Source organism: Pseudanabaena mucicola FACHB-723, from assembly GCF_014696385.1.
Lineage (GTDB): Bacteria > Cyanobacteriota > Cyanobacteriia > Pseudanabaenales > Pseudanabaenaceae > Pseudanabaena.
The window spans coordinates 20,093-35,508 of the sequence record NZ_JACJQB010000003.1 but is presented as its reverse complement, the minus strand read 5'-3'; the positions used below and the strand labels follow the sequence as shown (position 1 = coordinate 35,508).

Annotated in this window: 16 protein-coding genes; all 16 read left to right on the top strand. The window is 36.2% G+C overall.

What is annotated here, in order from left to right; all coding sequences use genetic code 11:
* Positions 1-52: 52 nt before the first annotated feature.
* A complete protein-coding gene (gene wecC / locus H6F41_RS02975; RefSeq protein ID WP_190401996.1) occupies positions 53-1,312 on the top strand; it encodes a UDP-N-acetyl-D-mannosamine dehydrogenase in 1,260 nt (419 codons plus the stop codon).
* The gene (locus tag H6F41_RS02970) at positions 1,309-1,500 is read left to right on the top strand and encodes a glycosyltransferase family protein (protein WP_190401995.1); all 192 of its coding nucleotides are present in this window, start codon (positions 1,309-1,311) and stop codon (positions 1,498-1,500) included. Before wecC ends, H6F41_RS02970 begins: the two co-directional genes overlap by 4 nt.
* 158 nt (positions 1,501-1,658) lie before the next feature.
* A complete protein-coding gene (locus tag H6F41_RS02965; protein WP_190401994.1) occupies positions 1,659-2,513 on the top strand; it encodes a methyltransferase, TIGR04325 family in 855 nt (284 codons plus the stop codon).
* Positions 2,494-3,234 carry a class I SAM-dependent methyltransferase gene (locus tag H6F41_RS02960; protein WP_190401993.1) on the top strand — a complete coding sequence of 247 codons (741 nt, stop codon included), beginning with the start codon at positions 2,494-2,496 and terminating at the stop codon, positions 3,232-3,234. Before H6F41_RS02965 ends, H6F41_RS02960 begins: the two co-directional genes overlap by 20 nt.
* Complete coding sequence (locus tag H6F41_RS02955; protein ID WP_190401992.1) at positions 3,231-4,214, top strand: NAD-dependent epimerase/dehydratase family protein; 984 nt, start codon at positions 3,231-3,233, stop codon at positions 4,212-4,214. Before H6F41_RS02960 ends, H6F41_RS02955 begins: the two co-directional genes overlap by 4 nt.
* A gap of 17 nt (positions 4,215-4,231) precedes the next feature.
* Positions 4,232-5,113 (top strand): methyltransferase, TIGR04325 family, encoded by an 882-nt coding sequence (locus tag H6F41_RS02950; protein WP_190401991.1) that lies wholly within the window; start codon positions 4,232-4,234, stop codon positions 5,111-5,113.
* Positions 5,114-5,164: 51 nt separating this feature from the next.
* Positions 5,165-6,268 (top strand): DegT/DnrJ/EryC1/StrS family aminotransferase, encoded by a 1,104-nt coding sequence (locus tag H6F41_RS02945; RefSeq protein WP_190401990.1) that lies wholly within the window; start codon positions 5,165-5,167, stop codon positions 6,266-6,268.
* A 107-nt stretch (positions 6,269-6,375) separates the two neighbouring features.
* Positions 6,376-7,194, top strand: coding sequence for a glycosyl transferase (locus H6F41_RS02940; protein ID WP_190401989.1), 819 nt, complete (start codon positions 6,376-6,378; stop codon positions 7,192-7,194).
* Between the two features lie 340 nt (positions 7,195-7,534).
* Complete coding sequence (locus tag H6F41_RS02935) at positions 7,535-8,791, top strand: ABC transporter ATP-binding protein (protein ID WP_190401988.1); 1,257 nt, start codon at positions 7,535-7,537, stop codon at positions 8,789-8,791.
* A gap of 48 nt (positions 8,792-8,839) precedes the next feature.
* Positions 8,840-9,508: an acyltransferase gene (locus H6F41_RS19105; protein ID WP_277873975.1), complete on the top strand. Its 669-nt coding sequence runs from the start codon at positions 8,840-8,842 to the stop codon at positions 9,506-9,508.
* A 6-nt stretch (positions 9,509-9,514) separates the two neighbouring features.
* A complete protein-coding gene (locus tag H6F41_RS02925) occupies positions 9,515-10,312 on the top strand; it encodes a class I SAM-dependent methyltransferase (protein WP_190401987.1) in 798 nt (265 codons plus the stop codon).
* Positions 10,294-11,214, top strand: a complete 921-nt coding sequence (locus H6F41_RS02920) for an NAD-dependent epimerase/dehydratase family protein (RefSeq protein WP_190401986.1) — start codon at positions 10,294-10,296, stop codon at positions 11,212-11,214. The genes H6F41_RS02925 and H6F41_RS02920 overlap by 19 nt, the downstream gene beginning before the upstream one ends.
* Before the next feature lie 22 nt (positions 11,215-11,236).
* A complete protein-coding gene (locus tag H6F41_RS02915; RefSeq protein ID WP_190401985.1) occupies positions 11,237-12,409 on the top strand; it encodes a glycosyltransferase family 4 protein in 1,173 nt (390 codons plus the stop codon).
* An 11-nt stretch (positions 12,410-12,420) separates the two neighbouring features.
* A complete protein-coding gene (locus H6F41_RS02910; RefSeq protein ID WP_190401984.1) occupies positions 12,421-13,755 on the top strand; it encodes a glycosyltransferase family 4 protein in 1,335 nt (444 codons plus the stop codon).
* On the top strand, positions 13,748-14,614 hold the full coding sequence (locus H6F41_RS02905; protein ID WP_190401983.1) for a glycosyltransferase: 867 nt from the start codon (positions 13,748-13,750) through the stop codon (positions 14,612-14,614). The genes H6F41_RS02910 and H6F41_RS02905 overlap by 8 nt, the downstream gene beginning before the upstream one ends.
* 58 nt (positions 14,615-14,672) lie before the next feature.
* The gene (locus H6F41_RS02900; RefSeq protein WP_190401982.1) at positions 14,673-15,413 is read left to right on the top strand and encodes an FkbM family methyltransferase; all 741 of its coding nucleotides are present in this window, start codon (positions 14,673-14,675) and stop codon (positions 15,411-15,413) included.
* The last annotated feature ends 3 nt before the right edge of the window (positions 15,414-15,416 follow it).

The following is a 15,416-nucleotide window of genomic DNA, read 5'->3' as shown; positions in this document are numbered from 1 at the left end:
GCTATTATTAATAAATAGCTAGTTGTAATTTTTTATTAGTAGACATTAAATTATGACGTTTACAAAAGTATGCGTAATTGGTTTAGGATATATTGGATTGCCTATTGCTAGTTTACTAGCCACAAAAGGGTTAAAGGTGCACGGAGTAGATATTAATTCTAAAATATTAGAAAACCTTAATCGGGGTGAAATTCATATCCATGAACCTGGACTTGATGCTATTGTTAAATCAGCAATATTAAGTGAAAATTTACAGGTTTCTGATACTCCTCAAGTTAGTGATATATTTATTATTGCGGTTCCCACGCCTCTTGCCGATGATAACATTCCTGATATTTCTTATATCAAGTCGGCTATTTGGTCTTTAGCTCCTTATATCTCCTCTGGTAATTTATTAATTATAGAGTCCACTATACCTGTAGGTACAACAGAAAAAGTCGCATCTTGGTTAGAGAATTTGCGACCTGATCTATATGAATATAATGTTAATTCAGAAAACACATTGAATAATTCTAGTTCAGTCTTTATTGCTCATTGTCCTGAACGAGTATTACCTGGTAAAACCGTTGAAGAATTAATTACTAATGATCGCATTATTGGTGGAATTAATCCAGCTTCTGCTCAAAAAGCAAAATGGCTTTATCAGAATTTTGTTAGTGGAGAAATATTTATCACGGATGCCCGTACCGCTGAGTTATGTAAACTGACTGAAAACGCTTTTCGTGACGTTAACATTGCTTTTGCTAATGAACTTTCTATGATTTGTGATGAACTTAAGATAAACGTTTGGGAATTGATTAAACTTGCTAATCGTCATCCTAGAGTTAACATACTTGAGCCCGGACCCGGAGTAGGTGGACATTGTATTGCTGTCGATCCTTGGTTTATTGTCTCTTCAGCACCTCAACAATCCAATCTTATTAAGACATCACGACAAATTAATGACAAAAAAACAGAATATGTAGTAGAACAAGTTAAAAAACAAGCAGTTAGCTTAAAACAACCCATAATTGCTTGTTTAGGACTAGCGTTTAAGGCAGATATTGACGATTTGCGTGAAAGTCCCTCAGTCAATATTGTCCAAGCTTTAGTAGCATCTTCTATAGGGAAAATAATTGTGGTTGAACCATATATAAACCAATTACCTCACGGCTTAAACAATTGCGATATTAAACTTACTTCTCTTGACACTGCAATCAGTGAGGCAAACTTAATTTTAATTCTAGTTAACCATAAACAATTTTATACTATTCCCAAAGAAATACTAAATAAAAAAGTTGTAATAGACACAAGAGGTGTGTTAGAGGTTTGAACCTGATCGAGAAGCTTGTCGCTTATAAAGTAATAGAGGAGTGTATTGAAAAAGTCAAATGGTTATTAGATCATCCCGAAACAAGAGAAGCCATAGCAAAAGCAGGGCGAACCAGAACATTAAAGGGTCATACCTTTGCTCAAAGAACGATCCAGTTAGATGCAATCATTCAAAACGCTTTAAAATAAATAGTGCTACGTCCATGTAAAGAAGCTCGAATAAATTGCGATCGCGTCTTCCAATAAATAAACGTAGAATGATTTGCTTGTTTACCGATCCAATGGGTCTTTTTTCTGCCTTTTATCGTAAAGTCATAAAAACTCATACAAATGAGACACTTTAACAAATGATGAGTTATTTTAAACAATTTATCCGTGACTGGTTACCTCCCGCAATTACTCACTTTATTCAGAATCTTCGACATCAACCTCGGAATCACGGCGCGATCACCTTTGAAGGAGACTATCAAACTTGGGAAAAAGCTCAAGCTGACTCGTCAGGATATAATCAAGCTGAAATTTTGGAAAAAGTTAAAAATGCTACTCTTAAAGTTAAGCATGGACAAGCAGTTTATGAGCGAGATTCAGTTTTATTTGATCAGATAGAGTATGCTTGGCCAGTTTTGGCTGGATTGATGTGGGTAGCGGCTCAAAATAATGGAAAACTCCATGTTCTAGATTTTGGTGGCTCGCTGGGAAGTAGTTACTTTCAGAATCGTCAATTTTTATCAAATTTAACTGAGGTCACTTGGAGTGTGGTTGAGCAATCTCATTTTGTAGAATGTGGTCGGGAATTTATCGCAGATGATTGTTTACAGTTTTATTTAACTATTGATGAATGCTTAGAAAAGCGATCGCCGAATGTTATTCTTTTATCCGGTGTTCTTCAATATTTAGAAAATCCTTTTCTAATATTACATAAATTAGGAAGCACTAAAGCCAATTTTTTAATCATTGATAGAACTCCATTTAGTATAGAAAATAGAAATTATTTACTGATTCAACAAGTATATCCAGAAATTTATAGAGCTAGCTACCCCATCTGGATTTTTGCAGTATCAAAATTTGAAAAATATTTATCATCGAGCTGGTTTCTATTGTCAAAGTTCAATAACTCGGAAGGAAATGTGTTGTCTAGTCAAGGGCTTTCGTTCTTTTTTCAAGGTCTAATTTATAAAAGAAATGATTACGCAAAAAATTAAAAGCAAGATAAATAACTTTATTGATAGCCAACAATTTAATCCTACATTTTTAGGGATTTTTGTCAATCCATTTTATTTAGCAAGAAATGGTTTAAGTTGTGCAATAAAGAATTTTTCTTCTGAACTTTCAGGAAAAATATTAGATGTTGGCTGTGGAACAATGCCCTACCGTAGCCTATTTAATTCTGTGGATAACTATGTTGGACTAGAAATTTCCAGAGATGGTTTTTTAGGCGAAAAGGACGGGAAATATTACTATGATGGAAAGCAGTTTCCCTTTGATGACAATGTTTTTGATGGGATCTTGTGTAACCAAGTCCTAGAACACGTTTTCAACCCAGATGAATTTTTACAAGAGATGAAACGGGTAATTAAACCAGGCGGAAGAATTTTATTAACAATTCCCTTTGTATGGGATGAGCATGAACATCCCTATGATTATGCTCGTTATTCAACTTTTGGATTAAAAGCACTTTTAGAAAAACAAGGGTTAATGTGGGTTAGACATCAAAAAATTCGACCAGATATTTCTACAGTTTTCCAATTATTGAATGCTTATCTTTATAAAATCACCGAAAAAATTCCGTACCGTTTCAAATTAATTTTATACGCTACAGTAATGTCTTCAGTATCTTTATTTGGTTTGCTATTGTCTAAGCTTCTACCTCCTAATCCAGACCTTTTTTTAGACCACATTGTTCTCATAGAGAAAAATCAATGAATATTTTCAACGAAAAAAAAATCCTAATAACAGGTGGCTTAGGTTTTATTGGTTCTAATCTAGCTCGTCAGCTCGTTCAAATAGGTGCAGACGTTACCGTAGTAGATAGCCTTATACCTCAATATGGTGGCAATCTTTTTAATATTCATGATTTCAAAGATAAAGTAAATATCAATATTTGTGATGTCCGTGATCCCTTTGCTATGAAATATTTGGTCAAGGGAAAAGACTATCTTTTTAATTTGGCAGGACAAACCAGTCACCTCGATTCAATGTCTGATCCTCAAACAGATTTAGACATCAATGCTTCCGCCCAATTGTCTATTTTAGAAGCCTGCCGTCAAGCCAACCCCGACATTAAAATCATTTTTGCCAGCACTCGCCAACTCTACGGTAAACCCGATTATTTGCCCGTAGACGAAAAACATCCAATTCGACCTGTTGATGTTAATGGCATCAATAAGCTTGCTGGCGAGTGGTATCACTTACTCTATAGCAATGTTTACGGTATTCGTGCTTGTGCTTTGCGCTTAACTAACACCTATGGACCGGGAATGCGCGTAAAAGATGCCCGCCAAACATTTCTGGGAATTTGGGTACGACAGATATTAGAAAATCAGCCAATTAAAGTTTTTGGAGATGGTCAGCAACTAAGAGATTTTAATTACGTAGATGACTGTGTAGAAGCTCTTTTATTGGCAGCCAGTCAGGAAATAGCTAACGGCAAGGTTTATAATTTGGGCAGTTCTGAAGTTATTAATCTTAAAGACTTGGCTCATCTTTTAACTGATTTAAGCGAGTGTGCTACCTACGAGCTAGTTCCCTTTCCTCCAGAACGTAAAGCCATTGATATTGGAGATTATTACAGCGACTTTTCCTTAATTCAGCAAGAATTGGGGTGGACTCCTAAGATTGATCTAAGAGAGGGATTAAAGAAAACTCTTTATTTTTATGATCAGCACATTGAGTTTTTTTTGTAAATCATCAGGTAATCAAAATGATCAGAGATTTATTGCCACCAATTATTTTTAAGATTCTTCAAAAGATTAAAAGTAAGGTTTCTTTTCGGATTTCACCTTCTGAGGAAAAACTCTACCAAAGTTATGAAGAGGCTCTTGCAAATTGCACCAAAAATGGTTATGAAGATGATCTATTAACTAATGTCATTCTTTTTAAGACTATAAATTATGCTAAAATCCTTGAAAATAATTATTTAAAACTTACACCAACAACTGCATTTTCTTTGTCTGCTCTTGCATCCATAGTTTCTGCTAAAGCCAGAAAATCTCTTACAGTTGTAGATGTTGGTGGTGCTTGTGGCGTTCACTATTTTGAGTTTAGAAAAGTTTGCGATCCATCCTTATCTATTCAATGGTATGTTGTTGAAACTGCTACAATGGCTCAAAAAGCAAAAAACACTTTGCAATCGGAAGAACTTCATTTTGTAGATAGCTTAGATGAAGTTTTGGGTTTAATAAATGAACCAATAGATTTATTACATACATCAGGAACATTACAGTGTGTTCCTAATCCTCTAACTTTTCTTAATAAAATTCTCAATAGCAATGCGGACTATATTTTATTCAATAGATTAGGTCTTAACCGAACTGATGAAACAGATGTAATAAAAATACATTTTTCACGCTTAAGTTCAAATGGAGTGGGTACGGATTTACCAAGTGGGGTTGAAGATAGACTGCTTTCATATCCCTTCACTTTTTTGTCAGAGAAAAAGTTTTTGTCAAAAGTTTTTGAGAATAAAAACTATGAAATTCTTACAAGTTATAATGATTTAACAGGGATTTTTTCGATTCCCTCGTATGAAATCGTCGGTGGAGGCTACCTTTTAAAGAAAGTGATACCTGTTGATTTAGGATGAATTTGCAACGTAAATCCTTTTAACTAATTAAATTTTAAATTCTTTCTGATCATGATTTTAATGAATGATTTTAAAGCAGAAGATACGGCTCTGCGGGAAGCTATGCTCAGTGCGGTTCAACGAGTCTTAGATTCTGGCTGGTATATTCTAGGTAAAGAATTAGAAAACTTTGAACATAAATGGGCAAAGGCTTGTGGGACTAGCCATGGAATCGGGGTAGGTAACGGTTTAGATGCCATTGAAATTTCCCTAAGAGTTTTAAATATTGGTTCTGGTGATGAAGTAATTACCACCCCAATGACTGCCTTTGCGACGGTTTTAGCTATTTTACGGGCGGGTGCAACCCCTGTTTTAGCGGATATTGAACGAGACACTGCCCTTCTTTGCCCAGAAAGTGTTGAACGCTGCCTTTCTCCTAAAACTAAAGCCTTGGTATTGGTTCACCTCTATGGACAGGTTCGCAGTATGTCTACTTGGTCACAATTTTGTACAGACAATAATATCGCCTTGATCGAAGACTGCGCTCAATCCCATCTAGCTCAATGGCAAGGAAAAGTTGCTGGAACCTTTGGACAAATTGGAGCCTATAGCTTTTACCCGACTAAAAATTTAGGGGCGATCGGCGATGGAGGGATGATCGTCACATCTGATGCAATCTTGGCTGAAAAAGCAACTCGCTTACGCAACTATGGTCAAAGCAAAAGATACTATCATCCTGAACTTGGCATGAATAGTCGTCTTGATGAAATTCAGGCAGCTATCCTTTCAGAACGACTCAAATGGTTACCTGAGTTTACCCAAAGACGACAGGATATCGGGTCTATTTATCAAACAAAATTAATTAATCCCCACGTTCAACTGTTGGCTAATCCTGAAGAAAATCAAGCTCATGTCTATCACCTATTTGTGCTTCAATGTGAACACCGTGAAGCTCTTCAGCAACATTTGCAGAAATTTGGTGTGCAGAGTTTAATGCATTATCCTGTTCCTATACATCAGCAGGAATCATGTCTAGATATCAAGCGCGATCTACAAGGATTAATTAACAGTGAATATCATGCTCAAACCTGTTTATCTATACCTTGTCATCCCCAAATGTCTGATGATGATGTAAATAAAGTTATAGAAACTGTAAACTCTTTCTCTTTGAACTAATGGAACATTATGTCACGCTCTTTGATAGTCTTTTTCTCCCTCAAGGACTGGCTTTACACAAATCCTTAGAGAATCATGCAAGAAGCTATACTCTATGGGTTCTTTGTATGGATGATGTTGCCTATCAAGTTCTTGAAAAACTTAATAAACCCAATATTCGCCTGATCCGATTATCAGATATAGAAACCCCTGACTTATTAGCTATTAAGCCTAGCCGAAATAAAGGAGAATATTGTTGGACTCTAACCCCCTTTACGCCCAAACTTGTTTTTGACCGAGACAAATCTGTAGAAAGGGTTACATACCTTGATGCTGATCTGTTTTTCTTGGCAGATGTTACTCCTATATTTGATGAATTTGAAGCATCTGGAAAAGCTGTTTTAATTACTGACCATGCTTATTCACCTGAATGCGATCAATCCGCTACTAGTGGAAGATTTTGCGTTCAGTTTATGACTTTTCAAAGAGGTAGTAGTGAAAAAGTCCGCTCATGGTGGGAATCTAGGTGCGTAGAGTGGTGTTTTGCTATCTATGACAATGGTAAATTTGGCGATCAAAAATATCTTGATTGTTGGCCAGATATTTTTGCTGACGATGTGCATATTTTACAAAGACAAGAATGGATGTTAGCCCCGTGGAATGCAACCCGTTTCCCCTATAGTGCTGGCAAAGTTTACCATTTTCATGGCTTACGTATTTTAGAAAAAGCAAAAATTTATGTTGGTGGTTATCCTTTGCCAAATCCTTTGTTGAAGTATGTTTATGAGCCTTATTTTCAAACTCTATACCAAGTCATTAGTGAACTACAAACTCAAAAGCTTTTGGTGAAACCTCAAAGTGAGACACCTAAATTTTCAGCAATAACCAAGCTCAAAATTTATCTTGCCAATAAACTTAGAAATCTCTTAACTTATACAGCCTATTGAGGCTTTGAGTGGTACAGAAATATTTTTGAAAGCGGAGCTTCGCGCCACTTTCAAAAATATTTCTGGGTAAGTAAGCGCAAAGCGCTGTAAGCAACTACCAGTTATTGATCTTCGAGCAGAATAAGAAAAATTGAGAGCTGATCGCCTAGCAGCCAAGTTGAAGGCGTTGGGCATAAACCCAGAGGAAGATACTTTTTGAGAAGTCTCCTATCCAGCACTTTGTAAATCCCTTGAGGCACAATAATTAAGTAGGAATTGAGTTTGTGTTGATTAGCTGAATATATCCTGCTATACTCCGCCTGCACTAGTTCAAACTCTGACAGCCGATAGCCTTTAATTTATGTCTGACACTGTGATCCGTGTTGAAAATCTAAGCAAGAAGTATGTGATTGGGCATCAGAAGCAGGAGCGTTATACTTCTTTGCGAGATGTGATTGCGGATAAGGTGCGGGGGATTGGGAATATTTTTAATCGTCATGCTCAGGAGCAGGATGAGGCTTTTGAGGAATTTTGGGCGCTGAAGGATGTGTCGTTTGAGATTAAGCAGGGCGATCGCGTTGGCATTATTGGGCGCAATGGGGCGGGGAAGTCTACGTTGTTAAAGATTTTGAGTCGGATTACGGAGCCAACTTCGGGCAGGATTTCGATTAAGGGGCGGGTGGCGAGTTTGTTGGAGGTGGGGACGGGGTTTCATCCTGAGTTGACTGGGCGGGAGAATATTTTCTTGAATGGAGCGATTTTGGGGATGGATCGGTTTGAGATTAAGAAGAAGTTTGATGAGATTGTGGCATTTGCGGAGGTGGAGAAATTTTTGGATACGCCTGTGAAGCGTTATTCTTCGGGGATGTATGTACGGTTGGCGTTTGCGGTGGCGGCACATTTGGAGCCTGAGATTTTGATTGTGGATGAGGTGTTGGCGGTGGGGGATAGCCAGTTTCAGAAGAAGTGTTTGGGGAAGATGGAGGATGTGGCGGAAAAGGAAGGAAAGACGATCATTTTAGTTAGCCATAATCTTCAATCCGTTTCTCGATTATGTAGTGTAAGCCTTTGGTTAGATCATGGAGAGTTACGAAAATTTGACTCTAGCAAAAAAGTAATTGATAGTTATTTTGAATCAAGTCGAAAAGTTTCTCTCAATACATGGAAACCATCTGAATCATTACCAAATGCCCCATTTATATATGAAAAAATATCTGTAATATCCCCTGATGGAACTACTATAGATTCCATTTCTGCAAATCAAGATTTTGAGATTGAGTTTCGCTATAAAGTTACAGTAAAAAAATTATTGGGCAGAATAGGTCTGTATATAAGAAATTCTGATGGGGTTGTGGTCTTTTCTTCATCTAATACTGATCGCGACAACTTTGTGCGTCGAGAGTGGCTTTGCGGGAAGTTCATTGAGAAATGTAGCATCCCAAAAAATCTGCTCATCCCTGGTAAATATTATTTAACTGTATCGCAACCCACTGAAAATGGAGGCGATAAAATTCATGAAGATATCTGCTGTTTTGTAATTGATTCAGGTGATAATTTGTTGTCTAGAGATGGTCGCCAAGGTGTGATAGCACCTCTACTATCATGGAGTTTTTTGTAACTAGTATGATTTGATACCATACAAGCCTCTGATATCTACTTTTTAACTATGAAATCTAATATAGACTTGTTTTTGTCTCATAGTAAAGATCTAGCATGGCAATGTTTCGATCCAATACTTAAAAAACTTTTAAGTAGAATGCAGCACCTAGATTCTTTAAAGATCTCCACTCACTCGGGAGACTGTTGGAATAAAATAGCATTAATTTCAAAAAATGTTTGTTTTTATCCAGAAGCTAAGTTAATAATTTATAATTCCAAAAATGTCGAGAATTGCCAAATAGATGATTATTGCCACATCCGAGGAGAAATCCTCATTACTGGGAATGGCTCTTTTAAGATTGGACATCATTCATTTATAGGTGAAGGCACTAGAATTTGGGCACAAGAAAAAATCAAAATAGGCTCTTATGTATTAATATCTCATTTAGTAGATATACATGATTCAAACTCTCATTCACTAAATTGGCAAGATCGTCGCGTTGAAGCAATCAATTTATTTGAAAAATGCATATTGCTAGATGTTGAGAATGTTGACAAATCAGGAATAACTATTGAAGACGATGTTTGGATAGGCTTTAAAGCTTCTATCTTCAAAGGTGTTCATATAGGTAAGGGAGCAGTTGTTGCTGCCTGTAGTGTCGTTACCAAAGATGTCCCTCCCTATGCCCTAGTTGCAGGTAATCCAGCCAAAGTTATTAGATATTTAAATGAGTAAAAAAACATGAAAAACTTCCTTGTCAAAAATCCAGAGAAAATTGGTGGAGAATACTCGCCCATTTTGCTTCAACCAGTCTCATTGGCTAAGTTCGCGTCGCGCATAAACGTAATTCAAGAAGTTATTGAAATTCTTGAAAAGCTGTCCGAGGATACTTTTACACAAGGCATGATAGAGACTTATCGCCAAGGTATAAACCTTCTGGGTGATGATTGGGAATATCTAGATATTACAAACTCTTTGTATGGTATTTCTAAATTGGGACAACCTGAAAATTATTTGGAAATAGGAGTTCGGCGGGGGCGGTCAGTATGCATAGTCGGTGCTGCGAGTCCTAATGTAAATATCTATGGTTTTGATCTTTGGCAAGAAGGCTATGGAGGTAATGACAATCCTGGTTCCGACTTTGTTAAAACTGAACTTAGCCGACTGGGACATAGGGGCAAAACTGAATTTATTAGTGGAGACAGTCATGTTACAGTGCCACAATTTTTGAAAAATAATCCAAATCTGACTTTTGACTTGATTACTGTGGATGGGGATCATAGCCTCACTGGGGCTTTAGATGATCTTACGAATGTAGTAGATCGATTGCGTGTTGGTGGGGTAATCGTATTTGACGATATCGATAATCCTTACTGCCCTGGGCTAGATAATGTATGGCAAAAATTTCTAAAAATGTACCCTAGCTTGGAAGGCTGTATTTTTAGAAACCCTATTGGATTAGGCGTAGCTCTCGGAATACGCAAACGTCCACCAAGTTTTGATTTAGAGGGACAAAAAAAATGGTTCAAGTGGCGTTAATTTGTGGGGCTGCTGGGTTTATTGGACAACACACCACAAATTACTTTGTCAGCAAAGGTTGGTCTGTTGCTGGGGCAGGTCATAGCAGATCAATAGGGTTTAATGATTATCCAGAAAAGGTTCCGTACTTTACTGGAGACTTTGGTGACCGTTTTTTTTGCCAACAATTACTGGATAAAGAACAACCAAGTCACATTATTTATCTAGCATCCCCAGCAGATATCGCTAAATCATTTGCTGATCCATTTGCTGATTTTTGTAAACAAACTCAACCATTATTTTCGATTTTGGAAGCATCAAGGAAATTAACCCCTATCCCAAAATTTCTTTTGGTTTCTAGTGCCGCAATTTATGGCAATCCTTCTTGTTTACCTGTATCTGAATCAGCACAGCCATCGCCAATTTCTCCCTATGGATTTCACAAATTACAACAAGAGCTAATTGCTGATGAGTTTTTCAAGCTTTTTGACTTACCCATTTGTAAAGCTAGAATATTTTCAACTTTTGGGGAAGGGCTAAAAAAATTAGCCGTGTGGGAAATTACTCGAAGAGCTTTACAAAATGATTTTTCAATAGAAGGATCAGGCAATGAAAGTCGCGATTACTTATATGTTGAAGATATTGCAAACGCTCTGTACACTATCTGCTCTAACAGTCCCTTTCAAGGAGAAGTGATTAATGTAGCTTCAGGTTCCGAAACTCAAATTAAAACCTTATCACATTTAATCTATAATTCACTAAAAATCGAAAATACCCCTCAATTTACAGGAAATATAAATAGAGGAACTCCGCAAAAGTGGAGAGCAGATATAGAATATTTGAAGTCATTAGGGTTTCATCAATCTATATCATTAGAAGTTGGAATTTCTAAGACCATAAAATGGATAAACAATAACTTTTAAGAGTTTTATTTGGACAAATAGTATGACTAAAGTTGGGTTTGTAGCTCTCGATCAAAATCAGAATTGGCTTGGAGGGCGTTACTATTTACAAAATTTGATCAAATGCAATTCAACTATTGATAGTGAAGAAAAAATCAATATTTGTGATGTTTGGTGGGAAAATATTCCCGAATCAGATCCATTCATAGAAGTACGTCAGCTATTAGGGAGTTCTATAATTGTCAAATTCCCGAATAATTTAATTGAAAGAATTAAACGAAGAATAAATCGTATTTTACATAAACATAGTACAGCTAGTGATTTGTTCAAAAAACACGACATTGATTTGTTTTTTCCGATCCAACCTTGTGAAAACACGGGAATTCCTTACGTGTTCTGGCTTCCAGACTTTCAACATATACGACGACCAGACTTATTAACTCCTGATCTAATCGAATATTTCAATACAAATTACAGTCGTAATGTCAAAGAAGCTTCCCAAGTTATTTTATCTAGTGAAGATGCAAAAAATGACTTTGTGCAAGTTTATCCCGATTATATAGAAAAAGCTCATGTGGTTCATTTTTGTAGTATTCCAGATAGTAGCTGGTGGGAGCTAGATCCATTAGAAACATCGCAAAAACATCAACTTCCCGAACGTTTTTTTATTGTGTGTAATCAGTTTACAAGGCATAAAAACTATTTAACTCTCTTTAAATCGCTTTCTTATTTACGCGAGTTAGGGCAAAAAGATATTTGCATAGTCTGTACAGGAGGAACTTATGACTATAGAGGAGAAAATTATTTTGAAAAATTAAAGGTATATATAGCAGAACATCATTTAGAAGGACAAGTACGTATTCTCGGTTTATTACCCAAAGCAGAACAAGTTGCTTTGATGAGAAGATCTATTGCTATATTACAGCCATCTCAATTTGAGGGTTGGTCTACAGTAATTGAAGATGCAAAAACCTTGGGCAAGCTAGTATTGGCAAGTAATTTGGAGGTTAATTGTGAACAATTAGGAGTGTCGCATCCATTTTACTTAGAACCAGAAAATTTTCGACAATGGGCTATTGTCATGCAACAGATTTGGTCTAATACGCCACCAGGTCCGAACTTGTTGCAAGAAAAGGCTGGATTAGAATATTTAAATTTAGCAGCTAAAGATTGTGGATTGAAATTTGCCGAAGTTGTAAACGAGGCTTTAAGGTAATCCGTACAAACATGAATAACTTTATAACTAATCACCATATTGCTGTTGTCGCCCCAAGTGCCTATGTACTTGGGGGAGTTCAAGTTTGGCTAGACTATCTCATTACAGGGCTTGAGTCAAAAGGATGGAATGTAACTTTTGTTTTAACCGAGGGCAAATATCACGATACAAAACAATACCTAGAGAAGCACCCTTTTAGAAGTTTTTATTGTGTTAAAAATCAGACAGGCTCTCAAGAAGGTCGAATTTGTGCTTTAGCCTCTGCTTTCAAAAAACTAAATCCTGATCTGATTGTAAATGTCAATATTGTTGATACTTATCTAGCGGTGGAAAGAATTCGTTCACAGGGATTTGTGACATCTCCGAAAGTTGTTATGACCCTTCATGGCGCTCAGGCAGATTTTTTGGATGATATTAATAGATTTAGGACTATTATTGATGCAATAGTTGTAACTAATAAATTACTTACTCAACTAATTAAAAATTTTTGTGTTTTTGAAACAGAGAGATTATTTTATGCTCCATACGGCGTTGATACTGTTAAGCCCGATATTGGACAAACCAGTCAAAATGTTTTGCGCTTGGCTTATGTCGGGCGTTTTGAAGAACAGCAAAAGAAAATTAGTGATATTCCTCTTATTTTGACTGAGCTTGAAAAGTATACTAATCACTATAAATTGGTTTTAGCTGGTAGTGGACCTGATGAGGAGATTCTACGTTCTGCTCTAGCCATATTTGGTGATAGGGTGGAATTTAAAGGAGTATTAAGCCAAGAAGAGCTTAATACTTACATTTATCAATCAAGCACTGCACTTTTATTAACTTCTACTTGGGAAACTGGACCGATCGTAGCTTGGGAAGCAATGGCTAATGGCTTAGTTTTAGTTACATCCCAATATATTGGTAGTGGCATAGAAGGAAGTTTACATAATGAGAAAAACTGCCTTACTTTTCCAATTGGCGATATTAAAGCAGCCGCAACAGCAATTTTACGGTTGCAAGATCCAGAACTAAAATTTAATTTAAGTCAAGCAGGACGTGAACTTGTCTGTCAACGTTATAGTCGTGCCAATTCAATCCAAATGTGGGAAGAAGCAATTGATAAGATCATGAAATTACCACCTAAGCAATTACCTAAAACAGTACAAAAATTTCCACCGTCAGGGAAACTTGATCGTTTATTAGGAAATAGATTAGCAGAGACAGTTAGAAAATTTTTAGGGATTCGTTTTGAGCATCAGAGTGCAGGTGGAGAGTGGCCGCATTCTTATGGTAAAAATGCCAATGAAGAAGAATTTATTAAACATCTTCAAAAAATTGAAAATACATTAAAACAACATGAGTAAGACCATAAAAAAAACGCCAGAAGTATTTATCGGAATTACCACTTGGAATAGTGAACTATTTCTTCCTTTCTGCCTAGAATCAATTAAGAAGACCTTGCCAGAAGCTGAAGTCGTCATTTTGGATAATGTCTCCATTGATGAAACACAAGCGATCGCCAAAAAATTTAATACTCGGCTAATAGTTAAACGTTGTGGACAAGCAGAAGCTTTAAATATGCTTGCTAGTTCATCTCGCTCTCCCTACACAGTATTAATTCATGCAGATGTTGTATTCTTATCCAATCAATGGGCATCGCGTTGTATATCAAAGCTAACAGATGAAATAGTTCTTGTCTCTCCAGAAGATATAGGCTGTGGTCCATACACCCGTCCTTGGGGTAAAAACAAACCTGAAAGTTCATTTATGTTTTTTAAAACGGAATGTTTTAAAAATATTTCAATAAGTCGTCGATATCAAAGATTTAAAATACCTTACTACAAGCGAGTAATTGATTTTTACGGCGATCACATTACTTATAACATTCCTGAAAGTCTCGAATCATCTTCTCTTAGTTGGCATCCAATGAAGGTTCATGTATCTGACTATATAGACCACCCCTACTATATCCCGCCATTTGAACCTCGACACTGGCGAGATGATCTTGCCCATTTAAGATATGGCTTGGGTAATTTTTACAGTCTTGATGGTGAAATTATGCATTACCACAATTGGTATGATCGAGTGCCAAAAATTATTGATATAAGTTCTACAGAAACAGCAGATAAAAATGGTAATGGTGTACCATCAACTTATGTTTCTCTATATACAAAGCGCTTTCTTGAAGACTATCACAATAATGCAATTGTTTACCCTCAATGACCTTCACTTTAGCTTATTTAGGATCGACTATTTTTAACCAAATAATTGAAAAAATGAAATGCTCAAAAAACTAATCAATTTTAAAAATCGTTTCAACGAATATATCTACAATCGTTACGCTTCTTCTGCGCTCAGACCATCTTTTGATCGTTCTTTAATTATCAATGAAGGTTATCAAAGTCAATGTGGTCAAGATAAGTGGATTGCAAATAATTTACTGCCTAACTTGCGGCAAGGTTTTTTTGTGGACATTGGAGCGCATGATGGTATTAGCTTTAGTAATACTTATTTTCTAGAGAAAGTAATGGATTGGAATGGAATTGCGATCGAGCCTATTCCTGATGTATTTGAAAAATTAAAGAATAACCGTAAATGTCATCTGATTAATGGATGTATATCTAATAATTCGGGAAAATCTAAATTTTATAAAGTCTCTGGCTATGCCGAAATGCTCAGTGGTATTTACAACCAATATGACTCTAAACATTTGCAAAGAATTGAAAGAGAAATCAGTCAATATGGAGGTGGCTATGAAATTCAAGATGTGAATTCATACTTGTTGAATGAAATTCTTGCCGAAAGAAAGGTATTTCATATTGATTATTTGAATATAGATGTTGAGGGTGCTGAGCTTTCTATTTTAAAGAGCATTGATTTTAATACTTTCGATATATCAGTTATTGGTTGTGAAAACAATTATAAAGATTATCGCATACCCAAAATCCTCTACCAAAATGGCTATACTCTCCATTCCATTGTTGGTGACGAATTTTATGTAAAGACAAAGCTGATGGATTGACCT